Annotated in this window: 13 protein-coding genes and 1 tRNA gene; 7 read left to right on the top strand and 7 right to left on the bottom strand. The window is 35.9% G+C overall.

Going from position 1 to position 16,320, the window contains the following annotated elements; genetic code table 11:
- Positions 1 to 26 precede the first annotated feature (26 nt).
- Positions 27 to 109, top strand: a tRNA-Tyr gene (locus P278_RS05685).
- Positions 110 to 477: 368 nt separating this feature from the next.
- Here P278_RS05685 and P278_RS05680 read toward each other — a convergent pair.
- The gene (locus P278_RS05680; RefSeq protein WP_038265291.1) at positions 478 to 1,167 is read right to left on the bottom strand and encodes an SIMPL domain-containing protein; all 690 of its coding nucleotides are present in this window, start codon (positions 1,165 to 1,167) and stop codon (positions 478 to 480) included.
- Positions 1,168 to 1,210: 43 nt separating this feature from the next.
- Positions 1,211 to 1,858 carry a rhomboid family intramembrane serine protease gene (locus P278_RS05675; protein ID WP_038263639.1) on the bottom strand — a complete coding sequence of 216 codons (648 nt, stop codon included), beginning with the start codon at positions 1,856 to 1,858 and terminating at the stop codon, positions 1,211 to 1,213.
- 60 nt (positions 1,859 to 1,918) lie between these two features.
- Between P278_RS05675 and P278_RS05670 the strand changes: the two genes are divergently transcribed.
- The gene (locus tag P278_RS05670) at positions 1,919 to 2,806 is read left to right on the top strand and encodes a lysophospholipid acyltransferase family protein (protein WP_038263636.1); all 888 of its coding nucleotides are present in this window, start codon (positions 1,919 to 1,921) and stop codon (positions 2,804 to 2,806) included.
- On the opposite strand, the gene P278_RS05665 is transcribed toward P278_RS05670, so the two are convergent.
- Positions 2,803 to 3,582 (bottom strand): endonuclease/exonuclease/phosphatase family protein, encoded by a 780-nt coding sequence (locus P278_RS05665; protein WP_051413433.1) that lies wholly within the window; start codon positions 3,580 to 3,582, stop codon positions 2,803 to 2,805. The two genes, P278_RS05670 and P278_RS05665, sit on opposite strands and share 4 nt — an antisense overlap.
- A 126-nt stretch (positions 3,583 to 3,708) precedes the next feature.
- The gene (gene glmM, locus P278_RS05660) at positions 3,709 to 5,091 is read right to left on the bottom strand and encodes a phosphoglucosamine mutase (RefSeq protein WP_038263633.1); all 1,383 of its coding nucleotides are present in this window, start codon (positions 5,089 to 5,091) and stop codon (positions 3,709 to 3,711) included.
- Between the two features lie 118 nt (positions 5,092 to 5,209).
- Between glmM and P278_RS05655 the strand changes: the two genes are divergently transcribed.
- The 5 genes from P278_RS05655 (at position 5,210) to P278_RS05640 (ending at position 11,513) form a co-directional block, all read left to right on the top strand.
- Positions 5,210 to 5,815 carry an acyl carrier protein phosphodiesterase gene (locus P278_RS05655; RefSeq protein WP_038263630.1) on the top strand — a complete coding sequence of 202 codons (606 nt, stop codon included), beginning with the start codon at positions 5,210 to 5,212 and terminating at the stop codon, positions 5,813 to 5,815.
- Positions 5,816 to 5,821: 6 nt separating this feature from the next.
- Positions 5,822 to 7,498 (top strand): gamma-glutamyltransferase, encoded by a 1,677-nt coding sequence (gene ggt / locus P278_RS05650; protein WP_038263628.1) that lies wholly within the window; start codon positions 5,822 to 5,824, stop codon positions 7,496 to 7,498.
- Between the two features lie 83 nt (positions 7,499 to 7,581).
- Entirely contained in the window at positions 7,582 to 10,413 is a 2,832-nt protein-coding gene (gene uvrA, locus P278_RS05645; protein ID WP_038263626.1) for an excinuclease ABC subunit UvrA, read from the top strand.
- Between the two features lie 97 nt (positions 10,414 to 10,510).
- Complete coding sequence (locus P278_RS16500) at positions 10,511 to 10,678, top strand: lmo0937 family membrane protein (RefSeq protein ID WP_139226714.1); 168 nt, start codon at positions 10,511 to 10,513, stop codon at positions 10,676 to 10,678.
- A 145-nt stretch (positions 10,679 to 10,823) separates the two neighbouring features.
- Positions 10,824 to 11,513, top strand: a complete 690-nt coding sequence (locus P278_RS05640; RefSeq protein ID WP_038263623.1) for an LOG family protein — start codon at positions 10,824 to 10,826, stop codon at positions 11,511 to 11,513.
- 43 nt (positions 11,514 to 11,556) lie between these two features.
- Here the strand turns inward: P278_RS05640 and P278_RS05635 are convergent, their stop codons facing one another.
- The 3 genes from P278_RS05635 to P278_RS05625 form a co-directional block, all read right to left on the bottom strand.
- A complete protein-coding gene (locus P278_RS05635) occupies positions 11,557 to 14,145 on the bottom strand; it encodes a phosphoenolpyruvate carboxylase (RefSeq protein WP_038263620.1) in 2,589 nt (862 codons plus the stop codon).
- Between the two features lie 109 nt (positions 14,146 to 14,254).
- Positions 14,255 to 14,734, bottom strand: a complete 480-nt coding sequence (locus P278_RS05630) for an Lrp/AsnC family transcriptional regulator (RefSeq protein ID WP_038263617.1) — start codon at positions 14,732 to 14,734, stop codon at positions 14,255 to 14,257.
- 91 nt (positions 14,735 to 14,825) lie between these two features.
- On the bottom strand, positions 14,826 to 15,950 hold the full coding sequence (locus P278_RS05625; RefSeq protein WP_038263615.1) for a M14 family metallopeptidase: 1,125 nt from the start codon (positions 15,948 to 15,950) through the stop codon (positions 14,826 to 14,828).
- Positions 15,951 to 16,320: the final 370 nt, after the last annotated feature.

Genomic DNA, 16,320 nt, shown 5'->3' with positions numbered 1-16,320 from the left:
CCGATACGGTAGTGACAGCAAAGGCTGGGGAGATACTCAAGCGGCCAACGAGGACAGACTGTAAATCTGTTGGTTTTTACCTTCGCAGGTTCGAATCCTGCTCTCCCCACAACCATAAGAAAAGAAAGCGACTAGATTTATTTAGTCGCTTTTTATATTTCTAACCATATTGTATCCATACTTTATATATACCTTATCTATACCTTATCTATACCTTATCTATACCTTATCTATACCTTATCTATACCTTATCTATACCTTATCTATGGCTTATCTATGGCTTATCTATGCCTTTGCACCGGGCCTAGAGCCTTTTTTAGTAGTATTTAATTATTCCTTAGACACCTTTGGACAAGCGTAACAATAAATAGTTTACACACCGCGAAACTTAAATGGTTCAATCCTTACCAAACTGAATCATTTAAACAAAAAAGGCCCAACCAACTGGCTGAGCTTTTAATTCATATAAAAGTTTATTTAGTTCAATTCAAAAGCGACATTCACTGTTACCTTAATTTCTAATTCTCCAGTAGCAATAGTTTGCTCTGCACCACCTGATTCAATAGTATCTGCTGCCATCATTTTGAACATCGGTCTCGGAGGAACCGAAGCTGTTGTTTCGCTTATATGTGTTGCTTTACCTATTTCCTGGTCAATTGCTCCAGCATACTCCCCGGCTTTTTGTTTGGCATTTAAAATTGCTTTAATCCTGGCTTCAGACATGTATTCCTCCATTTTTGAAGATTTAAACTGAACGCCATCGATTCTATTGATACCCGAACTTACCAATCCCTGAGACAATTCCTCATACTTATTAAGGTCTCTCAAAAGGATCGACACTGACTGGTTCGCTACATATCTGTACTCCTTAGTTTGATAGTTATAGTTCTTTCTAAGGTTCAGGTATTCTGTTCTGACATCTTTTTTGTCAATTTTCATCTTTTTCAGAAAAGAGAACACCTGACTAACAGACTCATCGTTTTTCTGTTTTACTTCAGAAGCTGAATTCCCTTCATGTTCAACCCTTACATTTATGAGCACCTGATCTGGCACCACTTTCACCAGACCTTCACCGGTTACTGAAACTGATGGATTTATCTGTTTGTTGTTTTGGGCCTGTAAACCTACTGTAGTCATTGCTACTAAAATTAATATTGCTTTTTTCATAGTTTGATAATTTATCAATACCTTAAACAACACTCGTGCCAAACTAATTCTTTTTCGCTTTTTCAAGTATAAAAAGTACTACAATTGGCGCAGCTAATAACGCAACCATCAAGGTATCAGTTTCTAATAATCGAGGGCTGAAAATTAAGGTAGCGGCATAGCCACCGACAGCACCACCAAAATGGGCAGTATGGCCAATATTCCCTACCCTATTACGCATTCCATATATCGAATAAAGAAGATATAAGATTCCAAAAATATAGGCAGGAATAGGTATAGGGATAAACATTAGTGCTAATCTCATATCTGGTTGTAGCAATATTGCTGCGTACAAAACACCTGTAACAGCGCCACTTGCACCTACTGCACTATAATGGTACTCATCCTTATGAAAAAACAGGGCAAGTAAATTACCCGCGAATAAACTAATAAGATATATCAATAAAAATTTTACCGTTCCAAAATACATGATAACCACCGGCGCAAAAAAGTATAGGGTAAACATGTTGAAAAACAAGTGAGACCAATCTACATGTAAAAAACCCGAAGTAAGCATTCGAATTTGCTCTCCTCGTCGAATACTCCCAACGTGAAATTTGTACCGTTCAAAAAAAGAAAAATCATTAAATCCTTTCATAGAAATAATGACATTGGCGGCTATAATTGCAATAGTAACTAGTTGTAAATTCATATTAAATATAAATGTTTAGAGTCAAATATAGTTATATTTGCCGAAGCAAAGAATCTATTCATGCAGTTACTTGTATACCTTCTTATATATCCGATGCTTTGGTTTATCTCCAAGCTTCCATTCCCCATTTTTTATAAAGTTTCTGACTTTGTTTACTTTATTGTTTACCGACTTATTGGTTACCGTAAAAAAGTAGTTCGAGGGAATCTGAAGCTGGCCTTTCCTGATAAGAATGAAATTGAGATACGAATCATTGAAAAAAAGTTTTACCATCATTTATGTGATTTATTTCTGGAGATGATTAAATCTCTGAGCATTTCAAAGGAGGAAATGCAAAAAAGGTTTAAGTTTAAGAATATCGAAGTCCTTAAAGCCTATGAGAATCAAAATAAAAGTGTTGTTTTGTTATGTGGACATTATGCAAGCTATGAATGGTTAATGTCTTTAGGTTACCAGATTAGGCACAATGGTTATGCTGTTTATCAACCTATTAATAATAAGTATTTCGATCGCCTGGTAAAAAAAATAAGAACGCGTCATGGGGCTTTTTTAATATCCAGGTACGATACCACCAAGACGATTTTACAAAAGTACAGAGAAGGTGAGCTTGCGCTTTATGGTTTAGCTATTGACCAATCTCCTATGCCAAGCAGAGCCAAATATTGGCGTGAGTTTTTCGGGATTGAGGTGCCTGTATTTGTAGGCGCTGAAAAAATTGCCAAAGGTCTTAATTGCCCGGTATTATTCTTAGACATCCAAAAAATAAAACGCGGGTATTACGAAACTTCGTTCAGTGTAATTTCAGAAGAACCCAAAGACCTTCCTGATTATGAAATCACAGATCGTTTTACTGAGTTATTGGAGGCCCAAATAAAGAAAAAGCCTGAATACTATTTGTGGACTCACAAAAGATTCAAGCATAAAGACAAAGCTCCTAAAATTAATTAGGGTTTATATATCAAGGTCGCCACCACAATACAGTGATCCGTTACATAATCATCACAAATAATCTCATAGTTTAAAACAGACCACTTTTCAGGCTGATTAAACAAGATATGGTCTATGCATATCTTAGGTCCTGTTGATGGATAAGTTGGTTTATATGCCTCTTCCATATCCGGTTTATGAAACACCTGATATAGCTTTTTCATTGTTTCACTATCGGGCTGCGCATTCAGATCTCCTATTAAAATCGTAGGATATGTTTCGTTTTTAAACTCTTTTACTAATGCATCAGCCTGCATTAAACGATCCGTCTCATTCCTTAAATGATCCAGGTGTGTAGCTACAAACTGAATGATATTTCCTTGCCTGGTTTCAAATCTGGCTACCTGGGCTGCTCGAGGTTCTGATGTTTTTTGATGTGGTAAAGCAATATTCTCCGTGTATGTAAGACTGTATTTTGATAATACAGCTTCACCATATTCTCCTCCATCATAATACATCGCTCTCGCATAAAGGGGCATCATCTGAGTCCTATATCCTAATTCTAGTGGTAAGTTGTATTTTTTTGCTCTTTTGGTTTTGAAATCGACTTCCTGCATGGCAACCAGATCAGGATTGTATTTGTTAATAACCCCCGCAATTGCCTCCAGATTGAAATCACCTTTGGTGGTAGCTCCGTGCAAAATATTAAACGTCATCACTTTTAAAGTATCAGGTTTATTTTGCGCAGGAACTGCTAATACCGATAAGAACAAAATAATACAAAATATGTTTTTCATTTTCTCAAGTTTCTAAATTTAGTAGTGCTAAGATACAAATAGAGATGAATAAGAAAAATATTGAAACTATAAAAATTACGATTAGTTTCGAATCAAAACATATTTTGTATTAAATTAGGATGTCAATTATAGCAACTCTTTAATTTCGGCAATAATTGAATCTGCTAAATTATCTGCTTCTACTTGTGATTTTGCTTCGGTGTATATTCTAATGATAGGCTCTGTATTCGACTTTCGTAAATGAACCCAATTATCTGGAAAATCTATTTTAACCCCATCGACCGTAGAAATATCTTCAGTCGCATATTTTTCTTCCATCATTTTAAGAATAGCATCCACATCAATTTCAGGCGTTAATTGAATTTTCTTTTTACTCATATAATAAGAAGGATAACTATCCCGGAGCTCTTTAACCGAGATACCTAACTCAGCAAGATGTGTTAAAAAAAGTGCTACTCCTACGAGTGCATCTCTACCGTAGTGAATTTCCGGGTATATAATTCCCCCATTTCCTTCCCCACCAATAATGGCTTCATTCTTTTTCATGAGTGTTACAACATTTACTTCACCAACTGCTGAAGCCTCATAAGTTCCCCCATGCTTTTCAGTAACATCTCTCAGGGCCCTGGATGAGCTTAGATTGGATACTGTATTCCCTTTAGTTTTCCCTAAAACATAATCAGCACATGCTACCAAAGTATATTCTTCCCCAAACATCTCCCCATTATTACTGATAAAGGCCAAACGATCAACATCGGGATCTACCACGATACCCAAATCAGCTTTTTCTTTTATCACCAGGTCCGAAATATCGGTGAGATGTTCTTTTAAAGGTTCCGGGTTATGAGGAAAATGTCCTGTAGGATTACAATAGAGTTCAACCACCTCTACCCCTAGTTCTTTTAAAAGTTTTGGGATCGCTATACCCCCAGTGGAATTAACCCCATCTACAACCACCTTAAATTTGGCGGATTTAATTTTCTCTACATCTACTAACGAAAGATTTAACACTTCATCAATATGAATGTCTATATAAGCATCATTTTTTGAAATCACACCAAGATCATCAACCTCCGCAAATGCAAAGTCATCATTTTCTGCAAGGTGTAATATTTTAGCTCCATCTGCTCCACTAAGGAACTCACCTTTATTGTTGAGAAGTTTAAGAGCATTCCATTGTTTTGGATTATGACTTGCGGTCAGAATAATTCCACCGTCTGCTTTTTCCATTGGAACGGCAACTTCGACCGTAGGAGTAGTACTTAGTCCTAAATCTACAATATCTATTCCCAACCCTACTAAGGTGGATGCGACCAAATTTTGGATCATTTCGCCAGAAAGGCGGGCATCACGTCCAATTACTACTGTTACTTTATCTTTCCCTACTTCTTTTTTTAGCCAGGTTCCATAGGCTGCCGCAAATTTAACTGCATCGACTGGTGTTAAGTTGTCTCCTATGTTACCTCCTATGGTTCCGCGTATTCCTGAAATAGATTTTATTAAGGTCATTTAGTTTTATTTTGATTTAAGAACAAATTTGCAAATTATTTCATACAAAAGTCAGCTTTCGTCCATTAAAAAATGAATAAAATAGTGATAAGCCTAAGTGAATTTGTATTTTTAGAAAATGAATTTTTTAGCACACATTTATCTTTCTGGCGATGAGCCCCTTGTTAAAATAGGTAATTTTGTAGCCGACAGTATTCGAGGTAAAAAATATTTAAGTTATCCTGTTCAATTTCAAAATGGAGTTATACTACACAGGGCGATTGATACTTTTACAGATGCTCATCCAACTGTAAGGTTAAGCACAAAAAAACTTCATAAAAATTACCATCACTACAGCAGTGTTATTGTAGATATATTTTACGATCATTTTTTAGCGAAAAACTGGGATCGATACAGCGACATTCCTCTATCGGAGTTTGTAGCTGATTTTTATGATTTGCTTCGAGAACATTACGATATACTACCTCTTAACACCAAGAAAATGATGCCTTATATGATTAGTGATAACTGGTTGTTGAATTATGCCAGTATCGAAGGTATTTCGCGGGTTTTAAATGGAATGAACAGGCGAACAAATAATAGATCGAAGATGAACTTCGCGGTTAATGAACTCGAAGAATATTACGAAGAGTTTCAAGAAGAGTTCTACAGTTTTTTTGAGGAACTCAGAACTTATTCAGCACATAAACTTCAATCACTTCAAAAAGAAACCGATTTCAACTAGCGATTTATGAGAATAACACTTTCCATATTTGCAATTTGCCTGTTCATAGGCTGTAAAACAGTCAAAACTTCCGGATTAGTTACAGAAAAAGCCATGGTAGTTTCTGCACGTGTGGAAGCTTCTGAAATTGGGAAAGAGATTCTTGCTAAAGGAGGAAATGCTTTTGACGCTATGGCAGCAACAGGTCTGGCCTTAGCAGTAGCTTATCCCTATGCCGGAAACATTGGTGGGGGTGGTTTTATGGTATATCGTTTGAACAATGGTGAAGTTGGATCTCTGGATTATCGGGAAAAAGCTCCAAAACTTGCCCACAGAGACATGTATTTAGACTCTTTAGGGAATGTTATTCCGGATATGTCCTGGTATGGAGCTACTTCAACTGGAGTTCCCGGTAGTATTGCCGGAATTTTTGAAAGTCACCGCAGGTTTGGTAAGCTCCCGATAGAAGCGATAATACAACCGGCTATTTCTTTAGCTGAACGCGGTGTCGTTGTTACCAGAAAACAAGAAAAAACGATTGAAACATATCAGGATAAAATTGTGGAGCTAAGTGGAGTAACTACATTGTTTTCCGGAGCTTATAAGGAAGGGGACACTATAAAATACCATGCACTAGCCCGAACTCTTCGTCGAATTTTAAAGCATGGGCCACAAGAATTTTACACGGGTGAAACTGCTCGTAAACTGATTGATTTTATTCAATCAGAAGGAGGTTTTGTTACGATGGAGGATCTAAAGGATTATACTCCTAAATGGCGTAAAACTATCATATTCAACTACAAAGACCTTAAGGTTATTTCTATGGCTCCTCCCAGCAGTGGCGGTGTAACTTTAGCTCAAATTATGAAAATGATTGAACGGTATCCGTTAGACCGATATGGACATAATTCCAAAAGAACCATCCAGGTAATAACGGAGGCTGAGCGAAGAGCTTATGCAGATCGAAATTATTATTTAGGAGATCCTGATTTTGTTTCCGTACCCTTGCGAGAACTTTTATCGTCAGAATACTTAGAAGATAGAATGCGTGACTTTTCGTTTAAGGCAGCAACACCATCGCATCAGGTTAGTCACGGAAATGTCACAATCGTGGAAAGTGATGAAACTACTCACTACTCTATTGTTGATCAATATGGAAATGCTGTTTCGGTTACCACCACCATTAATGGAGCTTATGGATCTAAATTATATTGCGATGAACTAGGTTTTTTTCTCAACAACGAGATGGATGACTTTAGTGCCAAGCCGGGAGTTCCTAACAAATTTGGACTCACAGGAGCAACAGCCAACAGTATTGCACCCGAAAAACGGATGTTAAGCAGTATGACACCAACGATAGTAGAACAGAATGGTGAGTTATTTATGGTCGTTGGAACTCCAGGCGGTTCGACTATCATCACTTCTGTCCTACAAACCATACTAAACGTATATGAATTTGGTATGAGTATGCAGGAAGCAGTAAATGCGGCACGGTTTCATCATCAGTGGTTACCAGACATCGTGAAAATGGAACCCAAACAATTTAACCGCTCCCTTAAACGAAAGCTTTATAAATCAGGCTATGAGATTGATGAAACTTCTTCTAAAATTATAGGAAAAGTTGATGCAATATTACGCCTTGAAAGTGGACGTTTGGAAGCGGGAGCAGATCATCGAGGCGATGATGCAGCCGCCGGGTTTTAGAAACCGTAAATACTGATATTCAAATAGGATATGACTTCATTTTTAGCGGTTAAAGTTGTAAATTCGCATCTTGTTTCATTACTATGAATAATTTTGAAGAATTTATAGAGGTTAAGGGTGCACGCGTTCATAACCTTAAAAATATAGACGTTAATATTCCCCGAGAACAACTTGTGGTAATTACAGGTTTGTCTGGAAGTGGAAAATCTTCTCTGGCCTTTGACACCATTTACGCTGAAGGTCAAAGAAGGTATATAGAAACCTTTTCTGCCTATGCACGTCAATTTCTGGGAGGTTTGGAACGTCCTGACGTTGACAAAATTGATGGGTTATCACCAGTTATAGCAATTGAACAAAAAACAACATCCAAATCTCCTCGATCAACTGTTGGAACCATTACCGAGATTTATGATTTTTTAAGGCTTTTGTTTGCCAGAGCTGCTGATGCATACAGTTATGAGACTGGAGAAAAGATGGTTAGTTACAGTGATGAGCAAATAAAGGATCTCATTTATGAGGATTTTAAAGGCAAAAGAATAAATGTACTGGCACCTGTGATTAAAAGTCGTAAAGGGCATTACAGAGAATTATTTGAGCAAATTTCTAAACAAGGATTCTTAAAAGTTCGGGTAGATGGTGAAATAAGAGATCTTGAGCATGGAATGAAAGTTGATCGTTATAAAACTCATGATATTGAGATCGTCATTGATCGATTAAAAGTTGACGAAAACCCCGATACCGTCAAACGGTTAATGGAAACCATCAATACTGCTATGTATCATGGTGATGATGTTTTAATGATCATTGATAACGATTCGGATGAGGCAAGGTACTTCAGTAGAAGTTTAATGTGCCCTACGACGGGGATCTCGTATCCAAATCCTGAACCTAATACTTTTTCATTTAACTCTCCGAAAGGAATGTGCCCGAATTGCAAGGGACTCGGTATGGTTCATGAGGTCAACTTAAGCAAAATTATACCCAATAAAAATTCGAATATAAAAAGTGGAGGGATTGTTCCCCTCGGCGAACAAAAAAATAGTTGGATTTATAAGCAGATCCAATTAATAGCTGAACGCTATAACTTTAAACTATCTGATCCTATCAAAGACATTCCTGATGAAGCTATGAATGTCATCCTTTATGGAGGGAAAGAAAAGTTTTCAGTGGTTTCAAAGACCCTCGGAATAACGAGGGATTATAAAATTGATTTTGAGGGTATCGTTAACTTCATTAAAAATCAGTTTGAAGAGAGCAACTCCTCTTCAATTACCCGATGGGCTAAAGGGTATATGGATAAAATTAATTGTCCGGAATGCGAAGGCTCAAGATTACGTAAAGAGTCGCTGTATTTTAAGATCAATAACAGGAGTATTGCGGATCTGGCTCATATGGATATTCTTGACCTGGCTCAATTCTTTAAAACCTTATCCGGATACCTGTCTGAAAAGCAGTTTAAGATTGCGGAAGAAATTCTAAAAGAAATTAATGCCCGGATTCAGTTTTTATTGGATGTTGGATTGGATTATCTTTCATTAAACAGAAGTTCAAAATCTCTTTCAGGAGGTGAAGCTCAGCGTATACGTCTCGCTACTCAAATTGGATCGCAATTGGTGGGCGTACTTTATATTTTAGATGAACCTAGTATCGGATTGCATCAACGAGACAATGAACGATTAATAAAATCATTGGAATCGCTAAGGGATATCGGGAATTCAGTTATTGTTGTGGAGCACGATAAAGACATGATAGAACGTGCGGATCATGTAATTGATATAGGTCCGAAGGCGGGTAAACATGGTGGAGAAATCATCTCACAGGGTACTCCTGAGATGCTAATGAAGCATGACACCTTAACTGCTGAATACCTTAATGGAAATAAGAAGATTGAAATACCTGATGAAAGAAGAAAAGGGAATGGTCATGAAATTACGCTAACTGGCTGTCGGGGAAACAACCTTAAAAATGTAAATGTTACTTTTCCATTAGGTAAAATGATTGGCGTTACTGGTGTTTCAGGAAGTGGGAAATCTACTCTTATTAATGAAACCCTCTACCCTATATTGAATGCGCATTTTTTTAATGCGGTAAAAAAGCCAATGCCTTACAAACAAATTAAGGGATTGGAATACATTGATAAGGTTATCGACATCAACCAGTCGCCCATTGGAAGGACTCCTCGTTCTAACCCTGCAACTTATACTGGTGTTTTTGGTGAAATAAGATCCTTATTTGCCAAAACTCCTGAAGCAATGATTCGGGGGTATAAGCCAGGCAGATTCAGCTTTAATGTTAAAGGAGGACGATGCGAAACCTGCCAGGGAGGTGGTTTAAGGGTTATTGAAATGAATTTCCTTCCGGATGTATATGTCGAATGTGAAACATGTAACGGAAAGCGTTTTAACCGAGAAACCTTGGAGATTCGTTACAAAGGAAAATCTATTGCTGATGTATTGGAAATGACCATAAACGAGTCTGTTACATTCTTCGAACACATACCTAAAATATATCGAAAACTAAAAACCATTCAGGATGTAGGTCTTGGTTATATTACACTTGGACAACAGTCTACTACTCTTTCAGGTGGTGAGGCCCAACGTATAAAATTAGCCACAGAATTATCTAAGAGAGATACTGGAAACACCTTTTATATTCTGGATGAACCTACAACAGGACTTCATTTTGAGGATATCAATGTATTGATGTCTGTATTGAATAAACTAGTCGATAAAGGAAATACGGTGTTAATCATTGAGCACAATATGGATGTTATTAAAATGTCTGATCATATTATCGATATTGGTTATGAAGGCGGTAAAGGTGGAGGAAAGGTTGTGGCAACAGGTACTCCGGAAGAAATAATCAAGGATAAGAAAAGTTATACGGCTAAATTTTTAAAAAAGGAGTTAGTTTAATCTCAATAATGTCATTAAAGAGCAATTTAATTGACAGAAAACACGTTTTTAATCTAATAATCAGTAACTTAGACTGAAATCAATTAAAAACTACATTATGAGAAGCATTCTTTGGTTAGTTGCAGTAATCTGTATCGTTGCCTGGGTACTGGGATTGTTGGGAATCATTCCCGGTTTAAGTACCAGCAGCTTATTACATGTTCTAATTGTAATAGCTGTCATTATTGTTTTATACAATGTTATATCCGGACGAAAACCACTTTAGTTACATTTGATTTAAAGTGTTAGAACAAAGCAAGCCATGGGGTTTGCTTTTTTTTGTCCAATAATCGGTAAATATTTTTACACTGAGCAACCTAAGTTAGCTCCTATATTTATAAATTTGATAAGAAATATAATACTGACAATCTATGAGAAAAGAATCACATCATAAAGGGTGGAATGAAATAAAAACAAATGATTCATGGGCCATATTCAAAATTATGGGTGAATTTGTTAGCGGATTTGAAAAAATGAGTCAAATCGGTCCATGTGTTTCAATTTTTGGTTCAGCCCGTACGAAACCTGAAGATCCACAATATAAATTAGCAGAACGTATTGCCAAGCGAATTGTTGAAGCTGGATATGGTGTCATTACCGGAGGCGGACCGGGAATTATGGAAGCTGGGAATAAAGGTGCTCACCTGGGAGGCGGAACCTCTGTAGGTTTAAATATTGATCTTCCGTTTGAACAACACGATAATCCATATATTGATAGTGATAAGAATCTTCAATTCGATTACTTCTTCGTGCGAAAAGTAATGTTTGTAAAATATTCTCAAGGATTTGTTGTAATGCCTGGTGGTTTTGGAACTTTGGATGAATTATTTGAGGCTATGACCCTGATTCAAACTAAAAAAATAGGACGATTTCCTATTATTCTTGTAGGTTCTGAATTTTGGAAAGGTTTATTTGATTGGGTTAAAGAAGTATTACTCAAAAAGCATGGAAAAGTTAGTCCTGAAGATTTAAACTTGATAAAAATTGTAGATTCAGAAGAAGAGGTCATAGAAGCCTTGGATGCATTCTATAAAAAATACAATTTGAGTCCGAACTTTTAAAAAAACAAAAGCCGCTGTTATCAGCGGCTTTTGTTTTACTTAATTATGCTGAGTTCCTACTGGCATTAATATTTCCAAATAAAGATCGAGTAACCATTTTTTCATAGGTCTCTAACTCTTTCTTATCAATTTTATTCTCTCTATGCATTTTTTGCAGCTTACGTAAACCATATTGCTGTATCGTAAGCAAAGGCAATACTATTTTCTCTCTGACATGAATAGAAGCTCTCATTGTTGGTGAATCCTCCATTAGTTTAGAGTAACCTGTAAGCTTTAAGATCATTGCTTTGCTACGCTGATATTCATCATGAATCTGATTCCAGAAAGCACCATATTCCTTATCGTGTTTCATATAAGCTGTTAGTTTAAAGTATGATTTTGTTAAACTCATCATACTGTTTTCTAACAAGGTTCTGAAAAACAGAGAGTTTTTATAAAGGGACTCCAATTTATCCCATTCTCCATTATTTGCAAACTCTTCAAATGCAAGTCCTACTCCATAAAAACCAGGTACATTCTGTTTTAGTTGACTCCAGCTACCTACAAAAGGGATCGCTCTTAAATCAGAAAACACAAGTTTATCAGACTTCCCTCTTTTTGATGGCCTGGAACCGATATTTGTTTTTGCATAATACTTTAATGTGCTCATTTGCTCCAGATAAGACAAAAACCTAGGATGCTTTTTAAAATCAACATAAGCATTATAACTTATTTCAGCTAATCTGTTCATCGTCTCACGATCTTCTTTGCTAAGAAGATTTTCTTCTTCCTGACCAAAAGCTTGATTGGCAACACCAGAACTAATTAATTGCTCTAAATTATATTGACAAGATTCTATTGTTCCAAAATTAGAACTAATGGTTTGTCCCTGAATCGTTAACTGTACTTCTTCATTTTCAATGGTTGGTCCTAATGAGGCATAAAATTGGTGTGTTTTACCACCACCTCTTGCCGGAGGTCCTCCTCGACCATCAAAGAACATTACTTTGATATCGTATTTCCTTGAAATTTCGGTAAGACGTTCTTTAGCTTTATAGATCGCCCAGTTTGCCATTAAATAACCTCCATCTTTAGTACCATCAGAGAATCCAAGCATTATAGTTTGTCTATTTCCTCTTCGCTTTAAATGTTCGGCGTAAGCTTTATTAGTATATAAAGTCTCCATAACCTGGTGGGCTACTTCAAGATCATCTACGGTTTCAAATAAAGGAATAACATCTAAATTTGGTTGACTCCAGTCACACAAGCGAATCATAGCAAATGCCTCTAAAACATTTATAACACTACCATTATTACTGATGATATATCTGTTACATCCTCTTTCTCCATTCATATCCTGGATGGTCTTTACTGCATAAATGGAAGCCAGGGTCTTTTTAGCCATATCATCCTGAAATAATTCAGGATTTAATTTACCTTCTACCTTACTTAGAATTTCTATTTGATTTTCCTCAGATAAGGACTCATAGTCCTTAGGGAACACATCAAGCCCCATAGCTCTTGATTCTTTTACGATATTAGAAAGTACATTATGATGTACTCTGGAATCCTGACGGATATCTAAAGTTGCAAAATGGAGTCCGAAAAGCTTCACCTTATTGATCATGCTACTGATCTCATCTACATACAATGATTGGTGTTTTTTTATAAGGATTTGCTTAATGGTTGTTAGCGTTTTTAAAATTTCATCAGCTGTAACCGTTGGTTTTTCCTCTTCCTTGAAAATGTTTTCATATAAACGTGCTTCCAAGTCAGAAATCATTACATCTACTTCATTGAAGGTAATCTTCCTTTTCAGACGTCTAACGTCACGGTAGTAGTTTCTAATAATGGTACTTCTCAGCCTGTTAGCAACTTTCAGGGTGATTTCTGTGGTTACAAAAGGATTTCCATCTCTATCTCCTCCTGGCCAAAATCCTAGATTAACGATGTCGTTATCTATTTCTTCATCTTCTAAAATATTATCCTGAATATAGTTATAGATACTACTCATTGCCTGATAAAAGACATTTTCCAGGTACCAATTAAGACTTACGGCCTCGTCAAATGGAGTTGGTTTCTCTTTTTTAAAGAATGGAGTTTTTCCTAACTGAGCGAGTAGCTTTTTAATTAATGTTAAATCATTCGATTCAATTGCTTTTGCTAAATCAGTAATAATACCTAGTACCGGTCCGGGATAAAACTGAGTTGGGTGAGCAGTTAACACTGTTCTCACATTGAACTTTTTAAGGTTTTCAACCAACTCTTTACGTTTATTCTTGGCTTGTGCCTCTTCTTTCAGGTTTCTAAGTGTTCCACGTCCATTCATGTTATTAATAACAGGAAATGCGGCATCCTCAATAGCATCAAATAATACAACTTGACGTTCAATATATTGAATGAACCTGAAAAGAAGTGCTGTTTTCTCTTCTTCACTCGGATTATCAAAATACTTTGTAAAAAAGGCTTCTACAATTTCCGAAGGGTTTTTATCATTATCAAAACCTTTTTCACAGAACTCACTAAACAACGGTAACATCACCCCTGTATTCGTAATTTCATCAAAAGGTAAGGTGATAAAAATACTGTTATAGATCTGATACTTAGCAAGTACGCTTTCATTAAATCGGTCTATCTTTGGTTTTCTTGACATAGGTCGGTATTTTTATTTGCGTGAAAATACAAAAAACCCTTCCAAATACCAGACTTGAAAGGGCTTGTTTAAGTGTTTAACACAGAAATTAAACAAAATGTTTCAGATATTACAGTTCGTTGAAAATCGTGTGCATCAATCTCTTTTTATCATTAATACTTTCTTCAAGAGAGATCATTGTTTCAGTTCTAGAAACACCATCAATATCATCAATTTCAAAGATCACTTCTTTAGCATGCTTGGTGTCTTTAGCTCTTATTTTACAGAAAAGATTAAACTTCCCGGTTGTAACTGATGCTACTGTTATATATGGTATTTCATTAAGACGTTCCAAAACAAATTTAGTTTGGTGTGTTTTCTCAAGAAAAATACCAACGTAAGCGATGAAAGAATAACCTAACTTTTCATAATCCAGGGTTAAGGATGAGCCTTTAATGATCCCTGCATCTTCCATTTTTTTAACTCTAACATGCACTGTACCTGCAGATATAAGTAATTTTTTTGCTATATCTGTAAAAGGAGTACGGGTATTGTCTATCAACATATCCAGTATCTGGTGATCGACTTCGTCTAATTTAAATTTCGCCATAACTATAATTAAATTTCAAGCAAAAATATCAAAAATATATACACAAACGTTAGTTTTTTTGGTCAAATTTGGACTAAACGTTAAATTATTATTAACTATTCTGCCTATTTTTTAAGATTTCTGTAATATCTACCCTCCCAAACCCCTTTATTTCAAACGATTTAGTAGAGTTTACAGCATTCTGCAGTTCGATATGGCCATAAAATTCTTTGAGATCACCAGTTTTTTCAATAGTTGGGAGCAAATGAAGCTTATCTTGAATTAAGGTTTCTTTGAACAAAATTCCAATATCCTCTCTTTCCCCATTCTCATTTGTTTTTCTTACAATGATATCCAGGAAGCATTTATCATTTTCAGGGATCTCAGCGTACAAAAGATCTGCATTTCCGGTTACTTTGTCTTCTGCTATATATTCTAAAGCCGTGCATATGGCTATAAATATGTATTTCCTGGTTTCCTCCCGTAGATAATCATCAGGAAAATGACCGGACTCAAATAAAATAGTTGGAACTCCTAAAGACTGAAAGGTATCCCCAACACAATTTAAATTAAAACCATCGTCATATCTTCCAATTTGGCCAGGGATATATCCCTGTAAAACCTTATTCATAGCTACAATAACCTCCATACTTTTCTTTCTGGTTTCGGTTACTGATCTGTTTATATCTTCTGATGGTGATAAAAATGATACTGTTGCCGGCTTTTTTACACTCCCGGCACTAAATATCGTGCGTTGATCATGTAAGTTAAAGCAGTAATCAGGTTCGAATTCATTAAATACAGTCCTTAAAACCTTACTTTCCGGCTGAGATAAGTTTTGTGCATCCCTGTTCAAGTCTATGTTATTAGCATTTACTCTTGTATAGGCCTCTGAACCATCAGGATTAAGCATAGGCATTATAAGAACAGTACATTTTTCCATTAACCACTGTCCAAAATGATTATCAGCGTCTTGCAAGAGCTTAAGCAGGTCAAATACCGCTTTAGTAGTTGTAGATTCATTTCCATGCATCTGAGACCACATTAAAACTTTAATTGGGCCATTACCTGCCTTAAGTGTATAAATAGGCTGGTCTTTTACAGATCTGCCTGCAATGCTAACGGTAAAAGTATCTGGCAGGTTTTTAAGAATCTTTTCAATGTGATTCATATGAATATATCGACCATGCAACTGTTTTTCCAGGTACTGTTCATGGTGCGTAAGTGAATCGTTCATGGCTATAATTATTTTGTATTGCAAAAATAGAGAATTATAAAGTTGTCCATCCTTACAGTTATAAAATCTAACGCATTTAAAACCGAATGTTACAAAGGTAAACAAGCATCTGTTTAACATTGTTAATAAACATTGGCTACATCTGTAAACAGAGTTTTCTATGATTTCACTACTCCTTTGTTAAGTTTTGTATACAGTATCTGTACTGTTACAGACACAGATGTTTCTGAAAATTACAATTTTATAAAAAACAATCTAAATAATTGTATTCTAGATAGTTATGGTTGTTTATCTAGACTATTAAATCAAGTGATTATGTGTATTTAAGGTCTTATTGTGGTTATATTCATGAATATTCATTACATTTGTA

This window comes from Zhouia amylolytica AD3 (genome assembly GCF_000511935.2).
GTDB classification, from domain to species: Bacteria; Bacteroidota; Bacteroidia; order Flavobacteriales; family Flavobacteriaceae; genus Zhouia; species Zhouia amylolytica.
Note: the sequence above shows the minus strand (reverse complement) of the source record. Positions and strands in the feature narration are given on the sequence as shown.

Bases quoted from the DNA above. Each gene is read 5' to 3' on its own strand.
- P278_RS05680 (WP_038265291.1), bottom strand. From the start codon at position 1,167: ATGAAAAAAGCAATATTAATTTTAGTAGCAATGACTACAGTAGGTTTA.
- P278_RS05675 (WP_038263639.1), bottom strand. From the start codon at position 1,858: ATGAATTTACAACTAGTTACTATTGCAATTATAGCCGCCAATGTCATT.
- P278_RS05670 (WP_038263636.1), top strand. From the start codon at position 1,919: ATGCAGTTACTTGTATACCTTCTTATATATCCGATGCTTTGGTTTATC.
- P278_RS05665 (WP_051413433.1), bottom strand. From the start codon at position 3,582: ATGAAAAACATATTTTGTATTATTTTGTTCTTATCGGTATTAGCAGTT.
- glmM (WP_038263633.1), bottom strand. From the start codon at position 5,091: ATGACCTTAATAAAATCTATTTCAGGAATACGCGGAACCATAGGAGGT.
- P278_RS05655 (WP_038263630.1), top strand. From the start codon at position 5,210: ATGAATTTTTTAGCACACATTTATCTTTCTGGCGATGAGCCCCTTGTT.
- ggt (WP_038263628.1), top strand. From the start codon at position 5,822: ATGAGAATAACACTTTCCATATTTGCAATTTGCCTGTTCATAGGCTGT.
- uvrA (WP_038263626.1), top strand. From the start codon at position 7,582: ATGAATAATTTTGAAGAATTTATAGAGGTTAAGGGTGCACGCGTTCAT.
- P278_RS16500 (WP_139226714.1), top strand. From the start codon at position 10,511: ATGAGAAGCATTCTTTGGTTAGTTGCAGTAATCTGTATCGTTGCCTGG.
- P278_RS05640 (WP_038263623.1), top strand. From the start codon at position 10,824: ATGAGAAAAGAATCACATCATAAAGGGTGGAATGAAATAAAAACAAAT.
- P278_RS05635 (WP_038263620.1), bottom strand. From the start codon at position 14,145: ATGTCAAGAAAACCAAAGATAGACCGATTTAATGAAAGCGTACTTGCT.
- P278_RS05630 (WP_038263617.1), bottom strand. From the start codon at position 14,734: ATGGCGAAATTTAAATTAGACGAAGTCGATCACCAGATACTGGATATG.
- P278_RS05625 (WP_038263615.1), bottom strand. From the start codon at position 15,950: ATGAACGATTCACTTACGCACCATGAACAGTACCTGGAAAAACAGTTG.